Source organism: Stakelama pacifica (assembly GCF_004361835.1).
GTDB lineage: Bacteria > Pseudomonadota > Alphaproteobacteria > Sphingomonadales > Sphingomonadaceae > Sphingomonas > Sphingomonas pacifica.
The window spans coordinates 25,225-40,957 of the sequence record NZ_SNWD01000002.1; the positions used below are offsets into that span (position 1 = coordinate 25,225).

Annotated in this window: 11 protein-coding genes; 6 read left to right on the plus strand and 5 right to left on the minus strand. The window is 65.2% G+C overall.

Translation table 11 applies throughout. The features are described 5' to 3' along the window. Positions 1–6 precede the first annotated feature (6 nt). The 3 genes from EV664_RS03295 to EV664_RS03305 are packed head-to-tail and all read right to left on the minus strand — an operon-like array spanning position 7 to position 5,717. Entirely contained in the window at positions 7–3,243 is a 3,237-nt protein-coding gene (locus EV664_RS03295; RefSeq protein WP_133494283.1) for an efflux RND transporter permease subunit, read from the minus strand. Positions 3,244–3,268: 25 nt separating this feature from the next. Beyond that, positions 3,269–4,408, minus strand: coding sequence for an efflux RND transporter periplasmic adaptor subunit (locus EV664_RS03300; protein ID WP_162848764.1), 1,140 nt, complete (start codon positions 4,406–4,408; stop codon positions 3,269–3,271). 1 nt (position 4,409) lies between these two features. Next, positions 4,410–5,717 carry a TolC family protein gene (locus EV664_RS03305; protein WP_133494285.1) on the minus strand — a complete coding sequence of 436 codons (1,308 nt, stop codon included), beginning with the start codon at positions 5,715–5,717 and terminating at the stop codon, positions 4,410–4,412. Positions 5,718–6,248: 531 nt separating this feature from the next. Here EV664_RS03305 and EV664_RS03310 point away from each other — a divergent pair. Next, a complete protein-coding gene (locus tag EV664_RS03310; protein ID WP_188656370.1) occupies positions 6,249–6,926 on the plus strand; it encodes a class I SAM-dependent methyltransferase in 678 nt (225 codons plus the stop codon). Positions 6,927–6,949: 23 nt separating this feature from the next. Here the strand turns inward: EV664_RS03310 and EV664_RS03315 are convergent, their stop codons facing one another. Beyond that, positions 6,950–7,078, minus strand: a complete 129-nt coding sequence (locus tag EV664_RS03315) for a manganese efflux pump (protein WP_133494287.1) — start codon at positions 7,076–7,078, stop codon at positions 6,950–6,952. Between the two features lie 302 nt (positions 7,079–7,380). Then, positions 7,381–7,644 (minus strand): hypothetical protein, encoded by a 264-nt coding sequence (locus EV664_RS03320; RefSeq protein ID WP_133494288.1) that lies wholly within the window; start codon positions 7,642–7,644, stop codon positions 7,381–7,383. Positions 7,645–7,893: 249 nt separating this feature from the next. Here EV664_RS03320 and EV664_RS03325 point away from each other — a divergent pair, with 249 nt between their 5' ends. The 5 genes from EV664_RS03325 (at position 7,894) to EV664_RS03340 (ending at position 15,447) form a co-directional block, all read left to right on the plus strand. After that, complete coding sequence (locus EV664_RS03325) at positions 7,894–9,147, plus strand: TolC family protein (RefSeq protein ID WP_133494289.1); 1,254 nt, start codon at positions 7,894–7,896, stop codon at positions 9,145–9,147. Further along, entirely contained in the window at positions 9,144–10,643 is a 1,500-nt protein-coding gene (locus EV664_RS03330) for an efflux RND transporter periplasmic adaptor subunit (protein ID WP_133494290.1), read from the plus strand. The genes EV664_RS03325 and EV664_RS03330 overlap by 4 nt, the downstream gene beginning before the upstream one ends. Beyond that, on the plus strand, positions 10,640–13,780 hold the full coding sequence (locus EV664_RS03335) for an efflux RND transporter permease subunit (RefSeq protein ID WP_133494291.1): 3,141 nt from the start codon (positions 10,640–10,642) through the stop codon (positions 13,778–13,780). The genes EV664_RS03330 and EV664_RS03335 overlap by 4 nt, the downstream gene beginning before the upstream one ends. Continuing rightward, complete coding sequence (locus tag EV664_RS19605; protein ID WP_268237628.1) at positions 13,777–13,902, plus strand: hypothetical protein; 126 nt, start codon at positions 13,777–13,779, stop codon at positions 13,900–13,902. The genes EV664_RS03335 and EV664_RS19605 overlap by 4 nt, the downstream gene beginning before the upstream one ends. A 153-nt stretch (positions 13,903–14,055) precedes the next feature. After that, positions 14,056–15,447 carry a multicopper oxidase family protein gene (locus EV664_RS03340; RefSeq protein ID WP_244923121.1) on the plus strand — a complete coding sequence of 464 codons (1,392 nt, stop codon included), beginning with the start codon at positions 14,056–14,058 and terminating at the stop codon, positions 15,445–15,447. The last annotated feature ends 286 nt before the right edge of the window (positions 15,448–15,733 follow it).

Consider the following 15,733-nt stretch of genomic DNA (forward strand, 5'->3'; position numbering starts at 1 on the left):
CTCTCGTCAAGCGTTCGCCGGTTCATGGTGAAGCTCGGTTGCTGCTTCCTTGCGCCGTCGTCCGAGCACCAGCTTCGAGATCGCCGGCAGCACGAACAGCGTCAGGATGGTCGCGGTAATGAGCCCGCCGATCACCGTAATCGCCAGCGGCTTCTGCACTTCGGCCCCGGTGCCGTGCGCGATCGCCATCGGCACGAAGCCGAGCGACGGCACGATCGCCGTCATCAGCACCGAGCGGAAGCGCTCCATCGCGCCGCCCTCGATCGCCTCGCCGACTTCCATGCCCGATTTGAGCCTGGCCTGGATGCTGGTCATCATTACCAGACCGTTCAGCACGGAGACGCCGAACAGCACGATGAAGCCGACCGCCGCCGAGATCGAGAAGAGCTGCCCGGTCAGGAACAGCGCGAAGATGCCGCCCGAAATCGCCAGCGGAACCGCGGCGAAGATCGCCGCCGCCATCCCGATGCTTTCCAGCGCCATCAAGAGCAGAACGAAGATCAGCACCGCCGCGATGGGAATGACGATCATCAGCCGCTGCGACGCCGCCTGCAGGCTCTGGAACTGCCCGCCCCATTCGAGATACATGCCCGCTGGCAGATCGACCTGGCTTCGGACCTTCGCCTGCGCTTCGGCGACGAAGGTGCCGACATCACGCCCGCGCACATTCGACTGGATGACGACACGCCGCTTACCGTTGACGCGGCTGATCTGGTTGATCCCCTCGACCTCCTTGAAGTCGACGAGCTGTCGCAGCGGCACCGAATGGCGTCCTGCGCTCGCTTCTTGCGGCAACATGACCGGAATCGCACCGATCGCGTCGATATTGTCGCGGGTGGCGTCTGGCATGCGCACGACAACGTCGAACCGGCGATCACCCTCGAACACCACGCCTGCTTCGCGGCCGCCGAGTGCGGCCGAAACCGTCTTGGCGACATCTTCGACCTGCAGCCCCAATCCGGAGATTGCCGCTCTGTCGAAGCGGAAGTCGAGAGTCGGGAAGCCCCCGGTCTGGTCGGCCTGGACGTCGGCCGCGCCGTCGATCGATTGCAGGACGCGTGCGATCTGTTCCGACGTCGTCGCCATTTGGTCGAGATCGTCGCCGTAAAGCGAGATCGCGACCGTGCCACGCACGCCCGAGATCAGTTCGTTGAACCGCATCTCGATCGGCTGAGTGAAGCTGAATGCGTTGCCGACCAGCGGTTGCAGCTTCGCATCGAGCTTCTTCGCAAGTTCCGCCTTGCTGAGGTCCGGATCGGGCCATTCCTCCTCCGGCTTGAGCATCACGAAGCTGTCCGACCGGTTCGGCGGCATCGGATCGGACGCCACCTCGGCGGTGCCGGTTTTGGAAAATACGTAGTCGACCTCTGGCACGCTCATCAGCGCGCGTTCGACGTCGCGCTGCATCTTCGCCGATTGTTCGAGCGAGGTGGAGGGGATGCGAATCGCCGAGACGGCAAAGTCCTTTTCATCAAGCTGCGGGATGAACTCGCGCCCGACGAACTGGAACACGACGAGCGACAGCGCGAACACCGCGACGCCCGTTCCGATCGTGACCCAGGGGCGCGCCAGCGCGCGCGGCAGGCCGCGGGCATAGCGATCCTTGAGCCAGGCAATCGCCCGCACCTCCTTTTCGGCGACCCGTCCGCGGATGACCACCGCCAGTAGCGCGGGCACCAACGTCATCGACAGGATGAACGCGGCGACCAGTGCGAGCATCACCGTGATCGCCATCGGCGAGAAGGTCTTGCCCTCGACGCCGGTAAAGGTCAGCAGCGGCGCGAACACCATCAGGATGATCGCCTGTCCGAACAACGAAGGCCGGATCATCTCCTTGACCGAGCCCGCAACCTCCTCGAGCCGCTCGCCGACGTTCAGCAGCCGGCCTTCATGTTCCTGCCGTTCCGCCATGCGGCGCAGGAAATTCTCGACGATGATCACCGTGCCATCGACGATCAGCCCGAAATCAAGCGCGCCGAGGCTCATCAGATTGCCCGGCACTTTCAGCCAGTTCATCCCGATCGCCATCATCAGAAACGAAAACGGGATGACGAGCGCGGAAATGATCGCCGCGCGGAAATTGCCGAGAAGCAGGAACAGCGACACGATGACGAGCAGCGCACCTTCGGTCAGGTTCTTCTGGATCGTCTCGATCGTCGCGTTGACCAGTTTCGAGCGGTCGAGCACGACCTGCAATTCTACCCCCGGCGGAAGCGACGGCCTGATCTGTTCCAACCTTTCGCCAGCGTCCTGCGCGACTGCCCGGCTGTTTTCGCCGAGCAGCATCAGCGCGGTTCCGATCACCGCCTGATTGCCGTTTTCCGATGCCGCGCCGGTGCGCAGCTCGCCGCCGATCGAAACCGAGGCGACGTCGGACAGGCGGATGGGAACGCCGGCACGGTCGGCGATCACCGCATTCTCGATCTGGTCGATCGAGGTGATGCGCGCATCGACCCGAGCGAGGAACGCCTCGCCCCCGCGATTGACATAGTTCGCGCCGACCGAGAGGTTGTTGCGTTCGAGCGCGTCGGCGACATCCATGAACGACAGACCGTAGGAGGAAAGCTTCGCGGGGTCGGGTTGGACCAGATACTTCTTCTGGTAGCCGCCGATCGAGTCGACGCCGGCAATGCCGGGAACGGTTCGCATCTGAAGCGCGACGATCCAGTCCTGAACGGTGCGCAGATAAGCGGCCTTGGCAGTCTCGGTCGTCAGCCGCTGACCTTCGGGCGTGATATAGGACCCGTCGCTCTGCGGCCCCGGCTTGCCGTCGCGCACCTTGGCATCCTTGGTCCCCGGCTCGGCATAGCGGATCGACCACATCAGCACTTCGCCGAGACCGGTCGAGATCGGGCCCATGGTCGGCTGCACACCCTGCGGCAGCGCGTCGCCGATCTGGTTAAGCCGCTCGCCGACCTGCTGGCGGGCGAAATAGATGTCGGTATCGTCGCTGAAGATCGCGACGACCTGGCTGAACCCGTTGCGGGTGATCGAGCGTGTCGTCTCCAGCCCCGGGATGCCCGCAAGCGACGTTTCCACCGGAAACGTCACCAGCTTTTCCATGTTGACGGGGGATAGCTCGGGCGCGACCGAATTGATCTGCACCTGATTGTTGGTGATGTCGGGAACCGCGTCGATCGGCAGCTTCTTGAGCTGGAACAACCCGAAGGCCGCGATCGCCGCGATGATGAAGAGGACCAGATACCGGTGTCGGACCGATCCGTCGATTAGCTTGGCTAGCATGTCGCGTATCTCCTGATCGGTCCGGTCACTCTTCCTCGCCCGAACCCTTTTCGAGTTCGGCCTTGAGGAGGAAGGCATTGGCGCCGGCGATCGTCTCGCCGGGCTTCAGCCCGTTCAGGATCTGCGCCGCCGCGCTGGTGCGCGCGCCGAGTTGCACGGGGCGCGGGGCGAAGCCCTTGTCCGTCCGCACGAAGACGACGTCGCGCCCGCCGACCGACTGCACCGCTTCGGCGGGGACCGACAGGCCGGCTTCACCACCCTTTGCGGCGGTGATGCGAGCGCGGATGTAATCACCCGGCGTCAACATGCTACGGCCGGCGGTTGGCGTCAGGATCACCGTCAGCGTGCGACTTTCGGGATTGGCGGACGGCGTGACCGAGCGAACCCGCGCCGGGATCTCCTGCCCGCCCGCCTCGATCACGGCACGCGCGCCGCGCTCGATCCGGCGGCCATCGGCGACCGGCACCGAGACCTGCGCCTGGACGAGATTGGGGTTGGCGATGCGGAACAGCTCGGTTTCCGGGCTGACATAATTGCCGAGCTTGGCCGGCGCCGCGGTGACGCTTCCCGAAATCGGCGATCGGACGAGCACATAGCGCCCGGTCACGCCCGCCGCGGCAGCGGAACCCTGCGCCGCATCGACTGCGGCGACCGCGGCCTGATAGTCGGCGCGGGCCTTTTGCAGATCGGCCTCGGCGGTGACCTTCGCATCGAACAGGCGCTGCTCGCGCTCATATTCGGCCCTTGCCTGGGCGGCACGCGCTTGCGCCGCACGCAAGTCGCCGGAAATATCGGCTGCGTCGCGACTCTCGATGCGGGCGACCGTCTGGCCGCGCGAGACGGCGTCGCCGATCTGCTTGGTGATCCGGGTGATGCGCCCCTCGGCACCGGCGGTGAGGACGGCGACGCCGCTGGGCGGCGCCTCGATCGAGCCCTGGGCGACGATTTCGGACCCGAACGCACCCGGGCCGACCTCGACCAGCGCGATGTCGGCGGCCTTGATCCGCTCGGGCGTCATCGCGACGCTGTCGGGAGTAGTGGCGGTTTCCGGCGCGGTCGCCGGCGCCTGGTCGGGCGATGCGTCCTCGCTTCCGCTGAGCAGATATCCGGTGCCGCCGGATATGATGGCGATTGCCGCGAACGCGGCGATGATGTTGCGATTCATGTCAGTTGGTCCCCTGGGTGAAGGGCGCGGCAAGGCGCGCAAGCGCCGCCGCTGCCTCCGCGCGGGCGCGCCGCGCATCGATCAGATCGGTTTGGAGAAGCGCGAGGCTTCGCTGGGCATCGAGCAATTCGATCAGCGACGACTTGCCGGCGCGATAGGACAGGTCGGCAAGGCGCAGCGCTTCCTTTGCCTCGCCGATCCCGCTGTCGCGCAGGGCGGTCAGGCGCGCGTCAGCGGCGCGCAGCTCGGCACGCGCGGTGTCGATTTCCGCCCGGGTCCGGTTCTCGACATCGACCAGCCTCGCTTCCGCAGCGACGCGTTCGGCACCGGCGGCAGCGATATTGCCCTGATTGCGGTCGAAGACCGGCAGCGGCAGCGATATGCCCGCCACCAGTCCGACATCGCCCGTTTCGCGCACCGTCTTCACACCCAGACCGATCGACGGATCGACCCGACCCTCGGCCCGCGCGTTGCTCACCTGCGCTTCGGCAATCGCCGTTTCCGCGCGGGCGAGTAGCACATCGAGCGCTTCCGGAGCACTGATGCTGGCCGGCATCGGCACCTCGACAGCGCCGACCACCTGTGCCGGCGGCGTTTTGCTGCCAAGCAAGGTGCCGAGCGCGGCGCGCGCGGCCTGCTCTTCTGCCTGTGCCGACTCGACCGCCGCCCGCTCGCGGGCAAGTGCGGCGCGGGCGCGTAGCGCACGCAGCGGCGGCTCGCGTCCGGCATCGACCAGTTCCCCCGCGATGCGGGCGAGTTCGCGAGACCGATCGGCATTGTCGCGTGCGACCGTAAGCTGCTCTCGCGCCGCCACCGCCCGGGCAAAGCGCTGCCGGACGTCCTGGATGAGGTCGGCGCGCGCGATCGCCAGCCGCAGGGTTTCGGCAAATAGCTGAGCTTCGGCTACCGACACGCGCGCCTTGCGGTGGCCGGCAAGGTCGATCTGCTGGTTGATCGAGGCGGTCAGCTCGGTGCTTCGAAACCCTTCGAAAGCGCCGGAGCCCAGGAAATTCTCAGCCTCGACGCTGAGCGTGGGGTTTACCCGAAAGCCTGCCTGGCGAACGCGTGCACGCGCAGCGTCGACCTGGCTCTGCGCGTCCACGATGCGCGGCGAGCGAGCCGCCGCTAGGGCGAGCGCTTCCGCAAGGCTGAGCCGCTCCGGCAGCTTTGCCGTGGACGATACTGGCGGCGCGCCTTGCGCGACAGGCCCCATCGTGGCCGGCGGTCCGGCCACGGTTTGCGCCGACAAGGGCGATGTGCCCCAGCCGGTCGCGGCCACGGCGAAGGCCGCGGCGACGATACGATACATGAATTATCTCCTGACGAACGGACATCCCCCGTGAGGGGGAGGACGCATTTGTCAGGCGCGCGGAGGCCTCAGCATGCCGTCGGACGGTGCCGGATCCAGCGGCCGTGACGGAAGCGCAAGACCGATATCCCGCAGCGATACCGGGACCTCGGACGCGACCGCATCCACGGGCGCAATCAGGTGATGGCAATGCGAGGCATGAGCGTGCGGTGCGGACTTCTCACCGTCGCTATCGCCGGTCTTGCCGTCGTTATCGGCGGTGCACTCGACCGCGCCGGCAAGATGCGAAACCGGCGCTCCATGACATGCGCGACCGCACTTGCCGCCAATGACAGCGACAGCAGCGTTCCCAGAACAAGAGCGATCAATCCTCGCATGCGGCGTGCATCCATAGTGCCACCGCGTGCTTAGTCAAACTCAAAAATGTATCCTGACGCCGCACGGGCTATGTATTGATATAGCATGAATTGGCGAGGATGGCTTCAATACTCCTCTTCAGCAAGAGCAGTCGACATGCTACCGTGACGAGTGATGGTTCTCGAGAATGACCAAGTTAAGAAGGTCTATGGCAGGACCGCGAAATTCTATGACGCCGCTCTGGTCATTTACCGGCTCGCGGGAATTGGCCGACAGCGCGCGACTTCGATCGATGCGCTGAACCTTCGGCCCGGCGCAACGGTCGTCGATCTTGGCTGCGGGACCGGCGCGAACCTCGCGATGTTGGTCCGGAGGGTCGGACCGACCGGCCGGGTCGTCGGCATCGATCTTTCTCCGGAAATGCTGGCCAAGGCCCGTGAACGGGTCGCCGATAACGGTTGGGACAATGTGGAGCTACGATGCGGTGACCTCAGAACCGCCGACTTGCCAGACGCACTTGACGGCGCGGTGGCAACATTCGCACTCGAAATGCTGCCCGATCACGCCGAGGTGGTAGCGCGCGTAGCAGATCGACTGCAACCGGGGGCACGCTTCGCTTGTCTCGGGCTGAAGGAACCCGAGCACTGGCCGAAATGGCTCATCGACCTGGCAATCTTCATCAACCGCCCGTTCGGCGTCAGCCGCGACTATGCCGCCATCAAGCCCTGGCACGCGATCGAGGAGTTGCTTTCACCCGTCAGCCACAAGGAATTCCTCGCCGGTGCGGCATATCGCTGCGTCGCGGAAGCGATAGGACCTATCCGACGTACGACAAGCTCCCAGACGCGTTGAGCGACGTTTGGGGTCTCTCGCCGCTAGGCCCATATGTGTTGATGGAGCATCGATACGTCGATCACGATCAGCGCCACGCGGCCCAGCACCTCCGCGCTTTTCCCCATATACTCATCGGCCTTGCGTCCGAGCAGGACGCCGATTGTCGCCATTAGCGTGGTTAGACAGGGTTTGCCATTGATCGGATCTCGTCACGGGCGAACCCCGCTCGGCAAATCCGAGGCGGCATAACTGTGATCTGTTGGAAGCATTTACCACAAGTATTATTCGGGTAAACTTTAGTCGAATACTTGAAATTCAGCAACTGCACCGCAGAAGCGAAAACACTACTACGCAAAGTACCCGTCAGAGATTTGGTCCCTTTCGCAGGCCACCACATTCCGCCACTGATGCTTTCGGTGTTGACAATTCGGCCAGATGCATGGAAGGGATCGCGCGTGTTGCGAACCGTGCTCTACTCGATCCTGTTATCGCTGCTTGCACTGACCGTGAGCGGGCAGGGCTTGGCGCACGCCCGTTCAACCGATGCGACCGTGACTGCGAGTACGTCGTCTTCCGCCGACTGCATGCGGATGATGAACGACACCAACAAGAGCGGCTCGGACAAGCAAGGCTGCAATTTCGCGACCTGTCTTGTCAGCATGGCCGGGTGCAGCGGCGTCATGGCGCCATCGGCCGACCCGGCGATCGCGCGTCGCGTTGCACTGTCGGACGACATTGCGTTCGCCCCGTCCTCCGCGCGCTTGACCGGCTTGACGGTCGCACCCCCACTCGCGCCTCCGCGCCCATCTATCTGATCCTTTAGGCAACGGCGCCGCGACCACGCGGCGGACGTCTCGGCTGCCCGGTTACATGGGGGCCTTTGCGTCGCCGCGGCGTGCGCCTCTTCCCGCGACATCACCGCGAGCGCGGCAGATTCGCGACGTGCCCGTACCCGCTTGGTACGCGGCGACACGAAGGCTCACGAATGAAGAACTCTATGCAAGGCGCCGCCGCGCGCCTGGCGATCACCGTTGGGATGGCGGCGATCGTGCAAGCCACACCCGCATCAGCGCAATCGTTGACGTTCGGACAGGCGGTCGAACGCGCCGAAGGCGACGCACCGTCGGTCGAGGCACGTTCGGAGCAAGCCACGGCGGCGCGACGTTCCGCCGTTGCCGCCGATCAGCTCCCCGATCCGACGATCGATCTCGATTTCAACGACTTCCGGTTGACGCAGGCTCCGCCGGTGACGCCCAACGGCTACGTCCGGCAAACCATCGGTGTCCGTCAGGAATTTCCCAATCTCAAGAAGCGCCATGCTCGCGCCGACCGGGCGGCGGCGGACATCACCGCCGCCGACGCGCGCGAGGCGGTCGCGGTTCGCGAGGCCAGGCTCGGCGCGGCGCTGGCCTGGGTCGATCTCTATTTCGCTCAAAAGCGCCTCGACATCCTCGCGAAACTGGAGAGCGATATCGGCGACCTGCAAAAGACGATGGGCGCGCGGCTCGCCTCGGGCAGCGCCACCGGCGCCGAGGCGTTCGATCCCGACATTCTTGCCGCCAAACTTGCCGACCGCCGGAGCGAGCGCGAGGCGGCGATCTCTAAGGCGCGCGCCGAACTGCGCCGCTGGACCGGTATCGCCGCGCCCCAGGTCGCCGGCCCGCCGCCTGCCACGGAGATCGACTCGACAGCGCTGGCTGCGCGGATCGATACGCTTCCCAAACTCCGCGTGCGCGATGCCGCCATCGGTCAGGCGCAAGCCGATGTCCGCCTCGCCCGCGCCGAGAAGCATCCCGACTGGGCGCTGAAGGCGTCGTTCGCGCATCGCCAGCCGCAGTTCGGCAATTTCGTGTCGATCGGCGTTTCGATCGACCTTCCGCTCTTCGCCGGCAAGCGGCAGGATCCCGTGATCGACGCACGGCTCGGCGATGAACAGGCGGCGCGGCTCGAACGGATCGATGCCGAGCGTCAGGCCCGTGCCGCGTTGAGCACCGATCTCGCCGACTATCGCATGCGGCGCGAACAATATGATCGCGCGCGCGACCAGCTGGTGCCCCTGTCGAAGAAGCGCGCCGTCGTCGCGCAGGAAAGCTACGCCGCCGGCCGGCTCGATCTGGGCGCCGCACTCAACCAGACGATCGCGTTAGCCGACGCCGAAATCGACCTTCTCGAACGCGAAGCGGCGCTCAAGCGCGCCGCCGTCCAAATCCTGTTCGCCTATACCGGAGACGCCAAGTGACCCTCGACAAATCTCTGAAGCTGCGGATTGCCGCGGCAATCGGCGTCGCCTCGCTGGCCGCCGGCGCCGGCGGCTATTTTTTGGCCGAACAGACAAGCGCCGCGCCGTCGGGCGCGGCGGCCAAGGACGGCCGCAAGATCCTCTATTGGTACGATCCGATGGTGCCGACCGAGCATTACGACAATCCTGACACGCTGTCGTCGATGGGCATGAAGACCATCCCCAAATATGCCGACGAGGACGGCAATTCGGCGCCCGGCGTCAAGATCGATCCGCGCGTCATGCAAAATCTCGGCATCCGCACCGCGACCGCACAGATGGGCACGCTGCGGTCGAGCATCGATGTCACCGGCACGATCGATTTCAACCAGCGCGACGTCGCGGTCATTCAGGCACGGTCCGGCGGATTCGTCCAGCGCACCTATGGTCGGGCGCCGAGCGACCTGGTCCGGCGCGGCGCTCCGATCGCCGACCTCCTGGTGCCCGAATGGGGCGGTGCGCAGGCGGAATATCTCGCGCTCCGGCGTGCGGGCAATCAGAGCCTCGCCGCGGCGGCGCGCGAGCGGCTGAAACTGCTCGGGATGCCGGAGGGCCTGATCGCGCGCGTCGACCGGACCGGGAGCGAACAGAATGTGGTGACGATCTCGACTCCTGTCAGCGGCGTCATCCAGACGCTCGACGTGCGCTCGGGCATGACGCTCGCCGCCGGTCAGACGCTGGCGCAAGTCAACGGGCTGGGGACGGTATGGCTCAATGCCGCCGTTCCCGAGGCGCAGGCCGGGCAGATCAGGGTCGGCGAAACCGCCGCCGCCGATGTCGCGAGCTATCCCGGCGAACGCTTCACCGGCCGCGTCATCGCGGTTCTGCCGACCGCCGCCGAGGCCAGCCGCACGCTGACCGTGCGCATCGAGCTTGCCAATCGCGGCGGCCGCCTGAAACCCGGCATGTTCGCGACCGTGCATCTCGGCCAAAGCGGCGAACCGCATCTCCTCGTTCCGAGCGAAGCGGTGATCCGCACCGGAAAGCGCGACATCGTGATGCTGGCGACGGGCAATGGCCGCTTCCAGCCGGCCGAGGTGAAGCTGGGCCGCGAGGGCGGAGGCCAGACCGAAATCCTCGACGGTCTCGCCGCCGGCGAGAAGGTCGTCGCCTCGGGCCAGTTCCTCGTCGATTCCGAAGCCAGCCTCTCGAACCTTCAGGTCCGACCGCTCGACGCGTCGCGCCCGGCGCCCGCCGATAGCGCGAAAAAGGCGCAAGACGCCAGCGCGGACCATTCCGCCACCGGCAAGATCGAAGCCATCAAGCCCAACGCGATCACCATCTCGCACGAGCCGGTGCCGGCACTGCAATGGCCGGCGATGACGATGACCTTCGCGCTCGCCAAACCTGAACTGGCGCGGGGATTCAAGACGGGGGACCGCATCACCTTCCACTTCCGCAAACAGGGCCGCTCGCAAACCGTGACGAGCATCGCGCGCGCGGGAGGCGGCCAATGATCGGGTCGCTCGTCCGTGCCTGCGTCCGCGGGCGCTTCCTCGTCCTGCTGCTGGTTGGAGCTTTGCTCGCAGTCGGCATCTGGGCAACGAAAACCACGCCTGTCGACGCGCTTCCCGATCTGTCCGACGTGCAGGTCATCATCCGCACGAGCTATCCGGGACAGGCGCCGCAGCTCGTCGAGGACCAGGTCACCTATCCGCTCGCGACGACGATGCTGTCGGTGCCGGGCGCACGATCGGTGCGCGGCTATTCGTTCAATGGCGACAGCTATGTCTACATTCTGTTCGACGACGGCACCGATCTCTATTGGGCGCGCTCGCGCGTCCTCGAATATCTCAGCCAGGTGCAAAGCCAGCTGCCCGAGGGCGCCAAGGCATCGCTCGGACCCGATGCGACCGGCGTCGGCTGGATCTATGAATATGCGCTGGTTGACAGGACCGGGCAGCACGACCTCGCGCAGCTGAGGAGCATCCAGGACTGGTTCCTGCGCTACGAGCTCAAGACCGTCCCCGACGTCGCCGAGGTGGCAAGCATCGGCGGGATGGTGCGCCAGTATCAGATCGTGCTCGATCCCGAACGCATGGCCTCCTACGGCATCACCCAGGATGCCGTGATCAGCGCCGTTCGCAACGCCAACCAGGAAAAGGGCGGCTCGGTCGTCGAGATGGCGGAAAGCGAATATATCGTGCGCGCCAGCGGCTATCTCGAAAATCTCGATGATTTCCGGGCGATCCCCGTCGACACGGTGTCGGGCGGCATTCCGATCACGCTCGGCGACGTCGCCACGATCCAGACCGGCCCCGCTATCCGGCGCGGCGTCGCCGAACTGAACGGCCAAGGTGAGGTCGCGGGCGGCATCATCGTGCTGCGGTCGGGCAAGAACGCGCGGCAGGCGATCACCAACGTCAAGGCCAAGCTCGACGACCTCAAGAAGAGCCTCCCGCCCGGCGTTGAGATTGTGCCGACCTATGACCGGTCGTCGCTGATCGATCGCGGCGTCGACAACCTCAAGGAAAAACTGTTCGAGGAATTCATCGTCGTCGCGCTCGTCTGCGCGCTGTTCCTGTGGCACGCGCGCTCGGCGCTGGTCGCGATCCTCACCTTGCCGCTCGGCGTGCTGATCGCACTGATCGTCATGCGCATCCAGGGCGTCAACGCGAACATCATGTCGCTCGGCGGCATCGCCATCGCGGTGGGCGCGATGACCGACGCCGCGATCGTGATGATCGAGAACGCGCACAAGCATATCGAGCGGTGGAACCACCTTCACCCCGACGATACGCTGAGGGGCGAGGCGCGCTGGCGTCTCGTCACGGCGTCCGCCGTCGAGGTCGCGCCGGCGCTGTTCCTCAGCCTGCTCATCATCGCCCTGTCGTTCGTGCCGGTATTCACGCTGCAGGGACAGGAAGGACGGCTGTTCGCGCCGCTTGCGTTCACCAAGACCTATGCGATGGCGGGCGCGGCGATCCTGTCGGTCACGCTCATTCCGATCCTGATGGGATATCTGATCCGCGGGCGGATACCGGAAGAGCAGGCCAATCCGATCAATCGCTGGCTGACGCGGATTTACCGTCCCGCGATCGACTGGGTCATGGTCCGCCCGAAGACGACGATCCTGATCGCGGGTCTCGTCTTCGCCTCGAGCCTGTGGCCCATCAGTCAGCTCGGCGGCGAATTCCTGCCGCAGATGGACGAGGGCGATCTGCTCTACATGCCGTCGACGCTGCCGGGGGTTTCGCCCGCCAAGGCGGCCGAGCTGCTCCAGCAGACCGACCGGATGATCAAGACCGTTCCCGAAGTGGAAACCGTCTTCGGCAAGGCGGGGCGCGCCGATACCGCGACCGATCCCGCGCCGCTGACGATGTTCGAAAGCGTCGTTCATTTCAAACCACGCGATCAGTGGCGCGAAGGCATGACGCCTGACAAGCTCGTCGACGCACTCGACGCGGCGGTGAAGGTTCCCGGCATCGCCAACTTCTGGATCCCGCCGATCCGCAATCGGATTGAGATGCTGTCGACCGGCATCAAGAGCCCGATCGGGGTCAAGGTCTCGGGCGCCGAGCTGTCGACGATCGACGGCGTCGCGCAAAAGATCGAAGGCGTCGCGAAATCGGTCCCCGGCGTCACCTCGGCGCTCGCCGATCGGCTGTCCGGCGGACATTATATCGATGTCGATATCGACCGGGCGCGGGCCGGCCGTTACGGGCTTAACATCTCCGACGTGCAATCGATCGTCGCGAGCGCGATCGGCGGGCAGACGATCGGCGAGACGGTCGAAGGGCTGGCCCGCTATCCGATCAGCGTGCGCTATCCGCGCGAAATTCGCGACAGCCTGGAAGAGCTGCGCGCGCTGCCGATCCTCACTCCGTCGCGACAGCAAATCACGCTCGGCAGCGTCGCCGATGTGACGGTAAGTTCGGGGCCGCCGATGCTCCGGAGCGAGAATGGCAGGCCATCGACCTGGATCTATATCGACAGCCGCGGGCGCGACATCGCCTCGGTCGTCGAGGATCTTCAGGACGCGGTTCGTAGCCAGGTGAAGCTGCCGCCGGGCGTCAGCGTGTCCTACACCGGCCAGTTCGAATATCTGAAGCGCGCCGAGCAGCGGATGATGATCGTCGTTCCGGCGACGCTGCTCATCATCTTCGTCCTGCTCTATCTGATCTTCAAGCGGTTCGACGAGGCGCTGCTCGTCATGGCGACGCTGCCGTTCGCGCTGACCGGCGGGCTGTGGCTGCTCTATCTGCTCGGCTACAACCAGTCGGTCGCGACCGCGGTCGGTTTCATAGCGCTTGCCGGCGTCGCGGCCGAGTTCGGCGTGGTGATGCTTGTCTATCTCAAGCAGGCGCTCGCCGACCGTGGCCCCAATCCGAGCATTGCCGAAATTACGACCGCGGTACGCGAAGGGGCGCTGCTGCGGGTGCGGCCCAAGGCAATGACCGTCGCGGTGATTTTGACGGGCCTGCTGCCGATCCTGATAAGCGCGGGAACAGGGTCGGAAGTGATGCGCCGCATCGCGGCGCCCATGATCGGCGGCATGTTCACCGCACCGCTGATCTCAATGCTGGTTATTCCCGCCGGCTATCTGCTGTTGCGCCGCCGGTCAGCCAAGAAAGAACAAGGAGAAACACCATGATGAACTGCGCGAGTGACATGCCGACCGGCATGATGGTGGGAATGGGCATCGTCTGGATCCTCATTCTTGCATGGCTCGTCCTCAGCCTGCTGGCGCTCGTCAAATATCTGCGATCCGGATGACGCCACCGGTTGCGTGCCGGATTGCCGATCCCAAGCCACGAAAGGAACAGCATGATTGGCCGAAGGCAACTGGTCGCGGGAGCGGCGCTGGGCGGGGGCATGATCGTCGCCGGCGTCACGCTGCCCGGTCTGTTCGACGAGTCTCGAACGGCAGTGTCGGGCGGCACCGGCGACCGTAAACCGCTCAACATTCCACCGCTGCTCCCGGGAGTTCAAGCCGGCGGCGCGCGCCAATTCTCGCTACGGCTGCAAAAGGGCGTCAGCGAATTTATCGAGAGGCGGACGACGCCAACCATCGGCATCAACAGCGCCTATCTCGGTCCCACGCTGGAAATGCATGCGGGCGAGCGGGTTCGCATGTCCGTGGTCAACGCGCTCGACGAGCCGGCGACGCTGCACTGGCATGGCTTCAACCTGCCGGCGGCAGCGGACGGCGGACCGCATCAGCCGATCGCACCGGGCGAGACGTGGTCGCCATCGTTTGAAATACGCGAACGCGGCGCGATGTTCTGGTATCATTCGCATATGCACCGCCGAGCGGGACCGCAGGTCTATCACGGGCTGGCGGGTGCGATTTACGTTCGCGACCGCGAAAGCGAGCGCCTCGCGCTTCCAGGCGAGTACGGCGTCGACGACGTTCCCCTCATCCTGCAGGACCGGTCGTTCGGCAGCGCTGGGGAGCTGATCTATTCGCCGTCGATGATGAACAGGATGATGGGCGTCACCGGCGATACGCTACTCGTGAACGGCGGCATCGGCCGGACATTCGATGCCGGCTCGGACCGGTTGCGTCTTCGCCTTCTCAACGGTTCGAACGCGCGCTTCTATCGCCTGTCGTTCAGCGATGGCCGGTCATTCCACCTGATCGGCACCGATGGCGGGCTGCTCGCCGCCGCCTTGCGAACCGACCATGTGATCCTGGCCCCTGCCGAACGCGCTCAGATCATCGTCGATCTTCAGGACGGTTTAGCGGTCAAGCTCCTGGCCGCCGATGCCCGGCGTACAATGATGCGCGGGGGAATGATGGCGCGCGGCGCGGACCGCGGCGAGCGCTTCGTCGCGCTCGACATCCGCCCGGGCGAAGCGAGGAGACGCTGGGGTCCGCTGCCGCGTCGTCTCGTCGATCTCGCACCTCCGGATGCGAGCAAGGCGGTGCGGAAGCGGCGTTTCGTGCTCGACATGCCGATGGGAATGATGAGCGGCGGCGGCTTCACGATCAACGGACGGTCGATGGACATGCAGCGGATCGACGAAGCGGTAACGGTCGGAACCGATGAAATCTGGGAAATCGAGAACGCGTCGATGATGGCGCACCCCTTCCACGTCCACAATGTGCAGTTCCGTGTCCTCGATCGCGACGGCCGGCCCGCATCGGCCGCCGAACTGGGGCTCAAGGATGTCGTCGTTGTTCGCCCCCGCGAGCGCGTGCGCATCCTGGTGCGGTTCGAGGAATACACCGATCGCGATCTGCCCTATATGTATCATTGCCATATCCTCGAGCACGAGGATGCGGGCATGATGGGCCAGTTCGTCGTTAGGGCCTGACAGCCTGCTTGGGTTTGGCCGCCGTCAAATATGCTAAGCCAAGAACCACCGTCAGCAGGCATTCCAAATCCCGATGCCGCTTGCGATAGAGCAGATGAGCGGAAGATCGAACGGTAGAGCAGACCCGAGCAGGCGCTGCCAACTCGCTCCAATGTTCTGGCTGAAGAGGCGAATAGAAACCCAGGCAATGCCCAAGGCGACAGTATTTAGGAGCGTCGCCAAACCTAGCGTCAAAAAAGCTGTTTCCACTGATCTGCAATGCCAAGCGACGACACCGGGAATAGTG